The organism is Fundidesulfovibrio butyratiphilus, assembly GCF_054657235.1.
This window is the reverse complement of sequence record NZ_BAAHXA010000001.1, coordinates 129676-142151: the sequence shown is the minus strand read 5'-3', so window position 1 is coordinate 142151 and position 12476 is coordinate 129676. Positions and strand designations below refer to the sequence as shown.

At 57.0% G+C, this 12476-nt stretch carries 10 protein-coding genes, 1 tRNA gene and 2 pseudogenes; 8 read left to right on the top strand and 5 right to left on the bottom strand.

The window, feature by feature from the left end; genetic code table 11:
- Position 1 precedes the first annotated feature (1 nt).
- Complete coding sequence (locus ACYQ01_RS00700) at positions 2 to 1126, bottom strand: glycosyltransferase (RefSeq protein ID WP_459931915.1); 1125 nt, start codon at positions 1124 to 1126, stop codon at positions 2 to 4.
- A gap of 37 nt (positions 1127 to 1163) precedes the next feature.
- Positions 1164 to 2804 carry a glycosyltransferase family 4 protein gene (locus tag ACYQ01_RS00695; protein ID WP_459931914.1) on the bottom strand — a complete coding sequence of 547 codons (1641 nt, stop codon included), beginning with the start codon at positions 2802 to 2804 and terminating at the stop codon, positions 1164 to 1166.
- A gap of 135 nt (positions 2805 to 2939) precedes the next feature.
- Between ACYQ01_RS00695 and ACYQ01_RS00690 the strand changes: the two genes are divergently transcribed.
- From ACYQ01_RS00690 to ACYQ01_RS00665, 6 genes are all read left to right on the top strand, one after another.
- Entirely contained in the window at positions 2940 to 4427 is a 1488-nt protein-coding gene (locus ACYQ01_RS00690) for a GGDEF domain-containing protein (protein WP_459931913.1), read from the top strand.
- A 35-nt stretch (positions 4428 to 4462) separates the two neighbouring features.
- Positions 4463 to 4539 (top strand) — tRNA-Arg (locus ACYQ01_RS00685).
- Positions 4540 to 4724: 185 nt separating this feature from the next.
- Positions 4725 to 4886, top strand: a complete 162-nt coding sequence (locus tag ACYQ01_RS00680; protein WP_459931912.1) for an Arm DNA-binding domain-containing protein — start codon at positions 4725 to 4727, stop codon at positions 4884 to 4886.
- Positions 4887 to 4940: 54 nt separating this feature from the next.
- Positions 4941 to 5261: a transposase gene (locus tag ACYQ01_RS00675; RefSeq protein ID WP_459931911.1), complete on the top strand. Its 321-nt coding sequence runs from the start codon at positions 4941 to 4943 to the stop codon at positions 5259 to 5261.
- Positions 5258 to 6148 (top strand): transposase, encoded by an 891-nt coding sequence (locus ACYQ01_RS00670; protein ID WP_459931910.1) that lies wholly within the window; start codon positions 5258 to 5260, stop codon positions 6146 to 6148. The genes ACYQ01_RS00675 and ACYQ01_RS00670 overlap by 4 nt, the downstream gene beginning before the upstream one ends.
- A 285-nt stretch (positions 6149 to 6433) precedes the next feature.
- Entirely contained in the window at positions 6434 to 8455 is a 2022-nt protein-coding gene (locus ACYQ01_RS00665) for a tetratricopeptide repeat protein (RefSeq protein ID WP_459931909.1), read from the top strand.
- Between the two features lie 140 nt (positions 8456 to 8595).
- Here ACYQ01_RS00665 and ACYQ01_RS00660 read toward each other — a convergent pair.
- Positions 8596 to 9645, bottom strand: a pseudogene (locus tag ACYQ01_RS00660) (IS481 family transposase).
- Positions 9646 to 10961: 1316 nt separating this feature from the next.
- Here ACYQ01_RS00660 and ACYQ01_RS19585 point away from each other — a divergent pair.
- Together ACYQ01_RS19585 and ACYQ01_RS00650 are read left to right on the top strand one after the other, a co-directional pair.
- A pseudogene (locus tag ACYQ01_RS19585) lies at positions 10962 to 11105 on the top strand (transposase); the annotation flags it as partial.
- A 71-nt stretch (positions 11106 to 11176) separates the two neighbouring features.
- On the top strand, positions 11177 to 11398 hold the full coding sequence (locus ACYQ01_RS00650) for a hypothetical protein (protein WP_459933916.1): 222 nt from the start codon (positions 11177 to 11179) through the stop codon (positions 11396 to 11398).
- A gap of 105 nt (positions 11399 to 11503) precedes the next feature.
- Here the strand turns inward: ACYQ01_RS00650 and ACYQ01_RS00645 are convergent, their stop codons facing one another.
- Both ACYQ01_RS00645 and ACYQ01_RS00640 read right to left on the bottom strand, forming a co-directional pair.
- Positions 11504 to 11695 carry a hypothetical protein gene (locus ACYQ01_RS00645; RefSeq protein WP_459933915.1) on the bottom strand — a complete coding sequence of 64 codons (192 nt, stop codon included), beginning with the start codon at positions 11693 to 11695 and terminating at the stop codon, positions 11504 to 11506.
- A gap of 139 nt (positions 11696 to 11834) precedes the next feature.
- Entirely contained in the window at positions 11835 to 12362 is a 528-nt protein-coding gene (locus ACYQ01_RS00640) for a hypothetical protein (protein ID WP_459931908.1), read from the bottom strand.
- Positions 12363 to 12476 lie beyond the last annotated feature (114 nt).

Here is a 12476-nt window from a genome sequence, read left to right as displayed (position 1 = left end):
CCTACCCTCGTCCGGCCAAGGCCGCCTCGTACAGACGGTCGTAATCGACGGCCATGCGTTCGAGCGTGAAATGCCTGGCTTGGCGTCTTACGGCCGCATCGGCCAGGCGCCGGGCCAGGGATCGGTCGGAAAGCAGGCGCAACGCCGCCTGGATCAAGCCGGCCTCGTCACCGGGCGGACAGAGAAGCCCCTGCTCGCCGGAAACGATCTGCTCCCTGATCCCGCCCACCGCGTAGGCCGCCACGGGCAGCCCGGCGGCCATGGCCTCCAGGATGACCAGGGGATGGTTGTCCGCCAGGCTGGGATAGAGCAACGCGTCCCCGGCCCGCAGGACTCGAGCCAGGGATTCTTCCTCCAGATAGGGCAGCTCGATCAGATCGCCCTGGCGATCGGCCCTGTTCCCGCCCACGATCACGCCCACGGCCAAGGGTTCGCGCGCCTTGATCCCCCGCCATAGGGCCTCGAAGCGCCCTCCTCCCTTGTAGGCGGCTTCCCTGCCTCCGTGGGCCAGAAACACCGCCACCCGGGCCTCGCCGGCCAAGCCAAGAGCCGCCCGGGCGGACTCGCGCCCTTCCGAAGGCGCGGCCTCCACCCCGTTCGGCACCACTTTGACCGAAAGGCTCGGCCACGCCCGGCGCAATTGACGCCCCAGCCAGGCCGAAGGCGAGGCCACGGCCGGACGCACGACCGCGACCAGTTCCCGTATGCGGGCGGAAACGGCTTCGCTGTTCCCGTAGCCCCTCGGGCAGGGGTCCGGGCAACCGGCGGCCATGCCCGGGCAATCCAGGGGATAGACGCAACCGCCGGTAAGCAGGCGGCAGTCATGGGCGGTGAGCGCCAGGGGCCGCGGATCGCGGCGAAATCCTTCCAGCAGCGCGGCCCAGTCCTGGGTGGCGTGGACGTGCACCAGAGAGCCGGACGGAGCGCGCGAAGCCAACGCCTCGGGACGGCAAGCGAACGCCTCGCGCGGTTCACCGCCCTCCCGCCCCCCGGCCTCGTCAAGCTCGAAGGAAAAACTCACCGGCCTGGCGACACACTGCGCCCGGGCCAGCATCAAGGCCACCTTGGCCGCTCCGCCCCGTCGCCTGACCAACACATGGTGATGCACGCCGGACAGACCGTTCATGTTCCCTCCCCCTGGCTGCGCAAAGCCCGGAAGCGGTTCACGCCCGCTCCAGAAGATCGTGCTTGTAGCACCAGAGCGCCAGATACCTGGCCCGCTCGACCGTAAGTCCGGGCCTGGCCGCCGTGAGCCTGTCGGCCAATTCCAGGGCCGGGGTCGGGCGTCTGGCCAGCACGAGGAGCGCGCGCATGTCGTCCGGGTCCACCAGGTCTTCCAGTCCGGCATACACGATGGGAAAATCCTGCCCACGATGCACCGCCCGGCCATAGCGGGACCAAGTCAACACCAGGTCGTCACCGAGAGCCCCGGAAGGATGCGCCGCGAACACCCTGGCGTAGTCCAGCCCCAGGGGATGAGCGACCGCGGCCGGCCGAGGCCCCGGACCGGTCCGCCACAAGGCGCGCCACAGGGCCAGATGGCGTTCCACCACGAAGTCCCAGCCAAAGCCTTCCGCCCTGACCCGCGCGGCCCGGCCCATGCGTTGGCGAAGTTCCGCATCGCTCCCCAGGCGCCCCAGGGCTTCCGCCAAAGACTTGACATCCACGGCCAAAGACTGGGCCAGGCGCAGATGGACATGGTTGTCGAAACTCAAGGGCGCCAAAAGATCGGTGGAAAAAGTGTCGGCCGGCCCGACCGTGGGCACGAGCAGGCCAGTCTCTTCGTTCGCGACCAGATCGCGGTAGCCGTCGAAGTCCGACGCCACCACGGGAAGTCCCATGGCCTGGGCTTCCAGCAAGGTCAGCCCGAAGGTCTCCTGCAGGTTGTCCGAGGGCGAGACGAACACGTCCGCGGCGGCGTAGAGAGCCAACTTGGTCGCTTCGTCGGGTCTGGCGAAGATCGACAAGGGCAGGCCGATGTTGGACGCCAAATCGGACAGGGTACGCTGTCCCCAGTCGTCCTCGTCGTTCCATCCGGCCAGCACCAGGCGCACCCCCTCGGGCGGGAGCGCGTCCCGCAGCAGACGTTGAAAGGCTCGCAGCAGGGGCAAAAAGTCCATCTTCGAACTGTGGCTGAGCCTGGCCAGCGCCAAACACACCACTTCCCGGCCCAACCCCAGGCGTTGCTTGGCGTCGATCTTGTCGGACTCCTGCGGAGGGCGAAAGTGGTGCAGATCCACCCCGAGGGGCACGATCTCCACCCGGGGTTGGGGAAAATCCGTCTCGGACAGGAAAAACCCTCGGCGCAACCCGGCGTAAAAGGCCTGCACGGCAAAAGCCGCGGCCTTGGAGGTGGCGATCACCGCGTCGCGCGAAGTGATTCCAGGATGCAGATGTTTGAGAAAATCTTGCGTGTAGCGAACGTAACTGAGGGAGTGCGTCAGGCTCGTAATGGGAAAGATTTGCCTGGCCCAGGCATTGCGCACACTGGCCAGATACCCCGGACTGAGCATGCAGTCGGAAAGATGGAACACATGGTAGTCGTTCCGAGCCAATGCGCCGGGCAGTTGCCAGCGCGGCAGCACGACCAGCCGGCCCTGTTGCCAGAGATCCGGGTGCTCCCGCGCGAGAATGTCGGCCTGGGACCGGCAGGCGGCCTGGGAAGGCAAGAAGAAATGGTAGGCGGCAAAGGCATCCCTGTGAAGAAGGGCTCGCAGGTATTGAATATTTGCCTGAATGCGACCGAGCATGGGGCCGGATTCGTAAAAGGGGTCCAACGTGGCCCAAAGACGGGATTTTTCCATACGTTTTGACAAAACACGGGGGGGTGGAAAAAGTCAATGCGCCCTTTGCAGGCAGTCACGCTCTAACATGGTCTCACATTTGCATGTGATCGACGGAGGCGGAAAACCTCAACCGCCCCCACCCGGAGGACCACAATGAGACGCTCCAGCAGGCCAGAAACACTGTGGGGACTGGGCCTTTCCCCGGAACTCGAAGCCCAGATCAGCCAAGCCCTGGGTCAAGGCTACCATTTGCGCAATTGGCCCCTTGAGGCCCTGCCTTCCAAGCGCGATATGGACAAGGCCAGTCCGCTCACGGTCTGGATAACCCTCACCGTGTGGAACGCCCTGCCCCCCACGGCCCGCAGAAGCTTGCGCGACTGGGAGCTGACCCAGCGCGTGCTCGTGCTCGACGACCGGCAGGACGGACCCGGCGTGGAGGAAATCCTTGAACTCGGATTTCTCACCGCGCTCACCCCCCCCATCACGGACAACAAGATCCGCGACGCGGTGTTTCGCGCCAAGGAAGTGCGCGGCCTCTATGACGACATTTTCAAGATGACTCGCGAAATCATGCTCGAACGCGAGCTCTTGGCGCGCAAGACCGACCAGATCGTCTTTCTCAACACGCTGTTGACCAAGGCCTCCCAGTCGCTCGACCCGCCCACCATCCTGAGCAACGCCCGCGAAGACCTGAATCTGCTTTTTCCCATCGCCGGCCTGCAGGCCGCGTTCTGGTCGCCCGGAGGGGACGGACAGTTGGAAGCGGAGCTGTTTCTGGCCCCCTGCCTGGACCAGCAATCGCGTCAACACTGGGTGGAATACCTGTTGACCAACTGCACCCGTCTGGCCGGCGGTCCCATAGAAGGCTACACCGTCGAAATTCTCAGTCAATACAACCCCGACGCCTGCCTGCCGGGACCGTCGTTCATGGCGCCGGTGCTGCTGCCCCTGCGCGTGGCCGGCAACCCCATCGGCTGCCTGGCCATCGCCAAGAGCAAGGACGTGCGGCTGGGCAAGGACCAGATGGCCTCCCTGTCGGCTGCGGCCAACCACTTGGCCCTGGCGTTGCGCAACGCCATGATGTTTCGCGAGATCAAGTCCAAGGCGGACCACGACGGGCTCACGCGCATTCACAATCGCCAATCCTTTGACAGCCATTTGGGCGACGAACTCAAGCGTCACCAGCGCTATAGGCATGAACTCTCCCTGCTGCTGTTCGACCTGGACCACTTCAAGTCCATCAACGACACCTACGGCCATCAGGCCGGAGACATGGTGCTCGGCGAGATGGGAGCGCTCCTGGACGAATCGTGCCGGGAAACGGATTTCGCGGCCCGCTACGGCGGGGAGGAATTCGTGGTCATCCTGCCGCAGACCAACGAGGACCAGGCCTGGGTGCTGGCGGAGCGCCTGCGTCGGCGCATCGAGATGCGAACCTTCCAGTACGCGGGCAAGACGTTTCAGGTAACGGCCTCCATCGGGGTGGCCACCCTGCAACCCGGAGCGCTCAGCAAGCGCGACGAACTGATACGCCTGGCGGACAAGGCCCTGTACCAGGCCAAGTCGAGCGGTCGCAACATGGTCTGCTGTTCCAAGACGCAAAAGCCCGGCCCGCTCAAGATCGCCTCGCAAAGCGCTTGACAGCGGCCGGGGTCAAGGCCTACAAAAATGCGCTCGGGCAGTTAGCTCAGGTGGATAGAGCGTTGGCCTCCGGAGCCAAAGGCCACAGGTTCGAATCCTGTACTGCCCACCACAAGAAATTCAGAGCGGTTCAACAAAGACCGCAAAGTCACAAAATAATTGAGAAGCTGGGCTAGAAATAGTCCAGCTTCGTCTTTTTCGGTCCATTGACAGCCGGGTAGGCGTCTGGGCAACTCCACGGGTAATGGGTTTTTACGCCTGGGTAACACCTCCCCCGTACCGGGGTCGGAGGTTACCATGCCGAGAGGATGCCTGACGGGCATAGCGGTCAAGAGCGCCAAGCGCGGTCCCAAGCCCTACAAAATGACGGATGAGCGAGGCCTTCACCTTGAGGTGAGGCCTACCGGCTCCAAGTGGTGGCGGCTCCGCTACGCTTTTCAAGGCAATGGATTGCCCTAGGGTTTTCTTGGACACCAACTTGGACGTATGGATCGATCGTCCTGGAGGTGTCGGATGGGCAACGAATCGACGGGTCGGAAGCGGTATTGGGCCAAGCACAAGGCGCAGGTCGTTCTCAGGCTTCTTCGCGGTGAGGACCTGGAACACGTCAGCCGCGAGCTTGGCGTCACGGCGGCGGAACTCAGCGAGTGGCGCGATATGTTCCTTGAAGGCGGAGAATCCGGGTTGAAACCCCGTCCGGTCAGGGAGAGCGTCGAGGTGGACCGGCTCCAGTCCAAGATCGGCGAGCAGGCCATGGAGATCGAGCTGTTGCGGGAAAAGATTGTCCGCATGGAGCAAAACCGCCCTTTGGCCCACAGGCGGTCGAGGAAGTGAGCCGCACCTCTTCCGCCTTCACAGGCAGGCCTTTCGGCGTGACCAGGGTCTGCCGCATCTGGGACGTGGCCCGTTCAACGGTGTACTGGCGACGCCAGCCCTCAGACACGGAGCCCAGGCGTCGCGGTCCTCGTGGTTTTCACACCGACGTCGAGCTGGTGGGCGAGATCAAGGGCGTCCTCGCGGAAAGTCCGTTTACCGGCGAGGGGTACCGCAAGGTCTGGGCCATGCTGCGCGACAAAGGCGTGCGGACCTCCAAGGAGCGCACACTCCGTCTGATGCGCGAGAACGACCTTCTTGCGCCCAAACGTCCTGGCAGGCCGCACGGTCCCAAGGCGCACACCGGCACGATTAGAACCGGGCGAGTGGACGAGATGTGGGGCACGGACATGACCACAACCATGACCCTTGCGGAAGGCAACGCCTCGATATTCTTTGCCATCGATCACTGCTCGCTGGAGTTGGTCGGCATCCATGCCGCCAAGCGCGGGACCCGGCTGGAAGCCCTGGAGCCGATCCGGCAGGGCGTGCGCCGCAGCTTTGGGGTGTTCGACAAGGACGCAGCGGCCGGACTGACGCTACGCCACGACCACGGCAGTCAATTCATCTCGGAGGATTTTCAGCGGGAGATCGCCTTCCTTGGGATCAAGGACTCGCCGTCCTATGTGCGCGAGCCCCAAGGCAACGGCATCGCCGAGCGTTTCGTGCGCATCCTCAAGGAAAACCTGCTCTGGGTGCGAGGCTTTCAGACCGTCGAGGACCTGCGTCAAGGACTGCTGGCATTCAAGGAAACATACAACACTCGCTGGCGGGTCGGGCGGCATGGCTACAGGACGCCCGAGCAGTACCGGCAGAAGCTCCTTGCGGCCATGGGCAAGGCGGCATGAATTAGACGAGAAACTGTCCAAGAAACCCTGGACCGGTACACTTGTGGATAATTTTGGTGATGAGAGTTCAAGATGCTGTGGGAGAAATCACCGGCGGAGCCGTGGCGTTTGAAATTGTCCCGCAAATCGGTGAAAATCAACGGGTTGTTAGGGCAATCCAACTTGACTCTAAAAAAATAAGTGCTTATACATTTAAATACTAAGTCAAAATATATAATGACGTACATACAGTTCCCTGGAGTTGTTGTTTTTCCTGTAAAAATCAGAAACTAGTCGAGGCGACTTATGAAAAAAATGAGCATGGATTTTAGTGAACTCCCGACACATGGGAATATTGCGATTTATGGAACTGGAAAGCGCGGTCAAGACTATTTTAAAATCATTTCAATCTGCCGTCCTGATGTCACAACAGTTTGCTTTTTGGACAGCTTCAAAGAAGATAAGACTTCATCACCGCCAATACTAAAAGCTTCTAGTGTAAACCCAGATAGTTTTAATGTTGACAGTATACTAATCTGCTCAAATTTCTATCCAGAGATAATCCTTCATCTTAGGAAGTTGGGCTTAAGTCCCCACAGTTCTATTTCGACCTTTATTGCAGATTGGTTTGTGGATATTTTGTCCGCAGAGGAATCTCAAAAATGTGAAGATATGCTCAAACATCTTTTGGACAAACTTTCTGATGCCCCTTTTGTCTACGATGCACTCGGCAGGCTAGAAGGCCAAAGAAGCAATTATGAATTAGCCTTGTTTTATCATAAACAAGCCTCTTATATGTTTCCAGCCGACATTTGGGGGCATGTTGGTTGCGCAAAAACATTGACCGATATGAATCGTTTTGACGAAGCAGAGGAGGTGTACAGATCTATTGTTGCAAAATATCCAGACAATCCTGCTGGATATCTGGGGTGTGCATCAGTTTTCCAGGCAGTGAATCGACTTGACGAATCAGAAGAGATGTACAGATGTGTCATTGCAAAATTTCCAGACAACCCTGATGGATATCAGGGGTGTGCATCAATCTTTCAGGTGATGAATCGTTTTGACGAAGCAGAGGAGGTGTACAGATCTGTTGTCGCAAGATTTCCAGACAACCCTGCTGGATATCTGGGGTGTGCGTCGGTCTCTCGGGCAATGAATCGTTTTGACGAAGCAGAAGAAATGTACAGGTCTGTCATTGTAAAATTTCCAGACTACCACGCCGTATATATAGACTGTGCAGCATTTTTTCGCACAATTAATCGACTTGACGAAGCAGTGGAAATGTACAGGTCTGTCATTGTAAAATTTCCAGACTACCCTGATGGATATGTGGGTTATGCAACAATTTCTCAAGCAATGAACCGACTTGACGAATCAGAAAAAATGTTCAGATCTGTCATCGCAAGGTTTCCAGACTACCCTGCCTCGTACGAAAGATACTCAGATATGTTACTTACTTTTGGAAGGGCCGAAGAGGCAGAACAGTTATTGTTATCATGTGGACAACGTTTTGTTAATAGGGCTGATGTTGTCCAATTTTTACAAGATGCTTATATATTGCAGGGGAAGATCACAGAGGCAAAAGAGTTGCTGTCTACGCTAGTTAACTTTTGCAACTATCGCAATAATGGAAATGCCCAAAGGCAGAAACCATTGCTTTTCAACCATATCTTTAAATGTGGGGGGTCGTCAGTTACTACATTTTTATTGCAAAACTACTCCAACCAGTTAGCAATTAATGCAAATATTTTTCGTGCAAATTATAAGTCTATTGTCAATTATTATTTGTCTCTATCGGATGAAGAAAAACAACTTTACTCTTTAATTCATTCACATGGTGCAGAACACTTATTGCCCCATGTTCCTGCTAATACAATAAAGGCAGTTGTCTTAAGGAATCCCATTGAAAAACTATTTTCTTGGTATTACTTTAACCTTTCGAATGCAAAGTTTTCTAAGTCGGAAGAAAATTTATTTGATTTTGTTGATAAGGCAACCAATAGTTATGTCTATATGTTTTGCACAAGTGAAGAACGAAATAATCTAAAAGAGTCTGAATTGGTAAAAAAATGTTATTTAAACTTGAACAAACAATACGATCTTGTGGGAATTACAGAAGAAATGGACTCGTTTCTGGGTGAATTGCAATTCATCGCGGAATTGCCTGTCCCGTACACTGGAACTAGGAAAAACATTACAACCAAAAGAAAGGCCCTTGCTGATATTGATCCAGGAGTTGTAGAATTAGCAAAAAATAAACTTAGTCTCGACATCGAACTTTATGAGCTTGTAAAGAATGACTGGGGAAATAAAGTTGAAGTATAAATTTTATATGGCTATTACCTTCGCTCTGCAACGTTCATATAATATCATAAAAATTTTGATGGTTGTGGAGAAAATCAATAGTCAATCAATATGTACAGTGACGGTTATCACCTGACACCAGCCGACCTGGCTGGGGAGCTTTAGGTTGCTTCGTTTGTTCCGTCTTCTTGCGGGCGATTCTCTTTAAGAAGGCCTTCAAGGAAAGAGGTGTAGGGCGTTCTTCCGTTCATGCCTCGTCCCTGGTGTGGGCGCTCGTTGTTGTAATGTTGAAGATAAGTGTCAAGCGACTTCTGCATTTCTTCAACGGACTCGTACTATACCTGTCTGCCTTGAACTCGAAAGTGCTCATCAAGCAAGGTCCTGTGCAAACGCTCAACAAAACCGTTGCTTTGTGGTCGGCGTACCTTTGTCGTGCGGTGTTCGATTCCCTCAAGCTGCAAAAACAACTCATACGGATGTCTGTCCGGCCTGCCGCAAAACTCGCGGCCATTGTCCGACAGAATCGTTTCGATTCTGGCTTCGTGCTCCTCGAAAAACGGCAGAACGTCCTCGTTGAGCACATGCACAGCAGTAAGCGGAAGCTTGCTGGTATACAAACGCCCCCAGGCGTAACGGCTGTGGCAGTCGATGACGGATTGCAGGTAAACCCGCCCCACACCTTTGAGCGTCCCTACAAGAAACGTGTCCATGGCCACCAGGTCGCCGGTATGGTTGGCCTCAATGTGCCGATCGCGGAATTCCGGGCTGAAACGCTCCAGCAGGCGAACCTGTTCGTCGGAAAGCTTCAGGCTCCGCTTACGCACTGTTTCCTCCAGGCGCATCAAGCGTTCGTGTCGGGTCAGAAGGTTGTGGCGGCTCCAGACGCCCCGGACACCTGTAGAGCTTACCCGGATTCCTTGAAGAAGCAGGCTCTGGGCCACACGAAGCGGGCCATGGGTCGGGTTGGTCAGGCAGTAGTCCAGAATGGCCGACTCCACGGATTCGTCCACACGGTTGGGGTGCGGGCCGCGCGGACCAGGCAGGCGGTCCAGCAATCCTTCTGATCCGAATGTCTGGAAATTGCGCCGGATCTCGTAGAACGGTTGCCGCGAATATCCCATGATCTTGCAGGCTTTGCTCACATTGCCCAACTCGGTGGCCAGCTCTAGCAGGCTCAACTTCCTTCGTGCTACCGTCTTCTCGGTGGTCATGACGATCTCCTCGGTTCGGGTTGATGAAGCTTCGCAACTCCATCGCTACCAAAGCCAGGGTCGGCATGGCCACCACCTCGTTCAAGGGGCGGAACTGTCAGGTTATAACCGTCTCACTTCAGCTTACGCCTTTCACCGCTCGCTGTGACTGCTGGTCTGCGGGACTTTTGGCGAAAGCTGTGGCACCAATCGCCGGCTGTCTTGATGCCCAGTCCGATCATGCCGCCGTTCGGACCGATCCAGGGTTTGGATTTCTTCAGGGCTGGGCTCATGACGCTCTGGTTTCCGAGTCGGACGCACGGGCCGGGGGGGGGGGGGGAGCTCCCGGACAGCAAGGCCGTCATCTTCTCCTGGCGCAACCGGTCCGGCGACAGGGCGGGAAACGCCAGCTGCAAGGGGATTCTGGCCGATGTCGAACGTGCCCCCGTAGACCGATAAGATGTCCTGTTCATCGAATTTGTCGTCACTCTGTGTCATCTATCTACTAGACAGGTGTTTGATCTGCCAGCAGGTAATCGGTGTTGTCAATTTCATTCTGACATATTGCTTCCCCTTGTCCTATGGAAGTTGAGGAGAGGGGAAGCCATGCGCCTCGGGCCATCGGCCGGACGCGTGGCCTTTCCGAGCCGCGAAAAGAAGCTTGGCCGGTCAGCTTTGCTCGACGCGCTCTTTGATCATGGCGTCGACGATGTCTCGAACCAAACGGGCTGTCCCATGTGGAGTTCCTGGCCATGTTGATCCAGGACGAGGTGGCTCCTCGCGAGCAGAAAAGTTGGTTCTTCTGAGAATTTCGTGAAGTGGAAGTGAGTTGATACAACAGTAACCCGCGATATCTTGATGGTTACGAGGCCAATCGAGAGATACAGGAGGGCACCGTTATTCAGATCAGGAATTACCCGGCTTCTGAGCGACTGGGAAGGGTATCGTACCGGGACTGTTCAACGATTTGAGGCTGGCGGAAGGGGCCGCAAGCCGAAGTCTGGATCGAACTTTTGCCACTCAAGCGAAGGCGAATGCGTTGCAGCGGGTGCGGTGAACTCGTAAGCAAAGTCCACGACATCGAAGAACGTTGGCTTCGCGACTTGCCGCTTCTAGGGTCACGTCCTCTAACTGCGTGTTGAAAATCTCCGCCAAGTGCCGTTGACTCCAGGCAACATGCAGTAGGAGGTGGACCGATGGGACTTGGTCGTCAAGGTGGTCAGCAAGGGACGATGTATCTGGCCTGGGACGAGATTCCCCGGTCGCGCGGTCACGCCTTTTACGACCGTCTTCAGCAGATTTTGCGCTAATCCGGCTTTGACGCCTTCGCCAAGAAGCTGTGCAAGCCGTTCTCCTCAGCCAAAGGTCGTCCCTCGATTCCGCCTGGGCGGTATTTTCGAATGCACCTGGTGGGGTATTTCGAGGGCATCGACAGCGAGCCAGGCATCGAATGGCGGCGCGCCGATTCACTCTCGCTCCGGGACCTTCTTCAGCTTTCGCCCCAGGAGTCGGTCCCGGATCATTGCTCGCTCAGAAGGATGGCCGGACGCACTTGGCGCACAAGCCCGAGCACGCGATGGACCTGGACAGCGGCGCGGTGGTGGCGGTCGAAGTCCACGAAGCGGACAAGGGCGACACCTCGACGCTGCCAAAGACGCTGGAAGCGGCCCGGCGCGCCGTGTACAACAACCGCGCCCGGATATCGTCCGGGGCCGGAAGAATGTCCAGAAACGGTATTTGCTCCACGTGGCCGGGTTCAATCTCGGCCTGTTGATGCGGATCAAAGACCGGCCACGGCACCCCGAAAGGTTGGGCAGTGCCTGGTTTGCGGTTGTTTGGCCCGAAATTTCAAGCCCAGTGGCCCTCTGCTTACCCAGGATCAGTGCTGCCAAATCATGCCCGTTGCTGTCATCCAAACTGGACGGTAGCCCAAGACGGCCTTTTGCAACGGGCTGCTAACGACCTTGCCGGAAATGACGCCGCAAAACGGTGCGCGACTTGGCACGCTTTGCAGCCAGCCGGAAAGCTGGCTCGTCATGACGGCGTATTTCCCAACCCACAGGACGGTCATGATCCTGCGCCGATGCCGGACGCCCCATGTATGACCGCAGGGTCCGGGATTGTCGACGGCGGGACAGGATTTCACTCGCACCCTCTGTCGAGACAACAAAACAAACACGTGGAAAGCGTTTTCATGGCGCACTCCCTCCTTATGAGGCGGGAGTGAACATCCGCCCCATGCTTTTCAGGCCTTCCGCATTAAACTGCATGAGCGCTTGCAAGTATACCGTTATATCCCGATCGGTGTAGGACGCTGCAATCTGATCCTGAATAATATCCTTGAGCATGTTGACAGACTCCGCCTGCAAACGGATTGTTTTAATGCCCTTCAAGAGCGTTCCGTCCAAGAGGTAGATGGTCAGCACGCTTGTCATTCCGTCTGTCGCATCCAGCCATTTCCCGAGCCGTTCCTGGTTGCACAGCTTAACGTCAAAATTGCATTCCATTTCATTCAGGGGGTGCGAAAACTGAAAAATCCAGTAGGCCAGAGGCACGTTGTCATCGCCTTCGACCAGCCAATACTTTCTTATCGGGCGACGAAAAGCCGCTATTTCCTCTTTCCTTACCTCCGGGCACTGGATCAGCAGCACCAGCCCCTGGTCCCGCAGTTCCAACGTCGTTCCCGCCTCTGTCGGAACATCCCCCGGAAAGGTCTCCCCCACTCTGTACTCAACCATTATCGTTCTCCTCAAGCTGATGCGGTGATCCGACTCTTAGAGACAAAGCGAGGTTCCGTAAACGGAAAACGCCCCGCCCCGCTCCAACCCCGAGCCCTGTCCCTCCCCCGACAG

Excerpts from the sequence above, each read along its gene's own strand:
- ACYQ01_RS00680 (WP_459931912.1), top strand. The coding sequence starts at position 4,725 with ATGCCGAGAGGATGCCTGACGGGCATAGCGGTCAAGAGCGCCAAGCGC.
- ACYQ01_RS00640 (WP_459931908.1), bottom strand. The coding sequence starts at position 12,362 with ATGGTTGAGTACAGAGTGGGGGAGACCTTTCCGGGGGATGTTCCGACA.
- ACYQ01_RS00690 (WP_459931913.1), top strand. The coding sequence starts at position 2,940 with ATGAGACGCTCCAGCAGGCCAGAAACACTGTGGGGACTGGGCCTTTCC.
- ACYQ01_RS00700 (WP_459931915.1), bottom strand. The coding sequence starts at position 1,126 with ATGAACGGTCTGTCCGGCGTGCATCACCATGTGTTGGTCAGGCGACGG.
- ACYQ01_RS00645 (WP_459933915.1), bottom strand. The coding sequence starts at position 11,695 with ATGACCGTCCTGTGGGTTGGGAAATACGCCGTCATGACGAGCCAGCTT.
- ACYQ01_RS00665 (WP_459931909.1), top strand. The coding sequence starts at position 6,434 with ATGAAAAAAATGAGCATGGATTTTAGTGAACTCCCGACACATGGGAAT.
- ACYQ01_RS00695 (WP_459931914.1), bottom strand. The coding sequence starts at position 2,804 with ATGGAAAAATCCCGTCTTTGGGCCACGTTGGACCCCTTTTACGAATCC.
- ACYQ01_RS00675 (WP_459931911.1), top strand. The coding sequence starts at position 4,941 with ATGGGCAACGAATCGACGGGTCGGAAGCGGTATTGGGCCAAGCACAAG.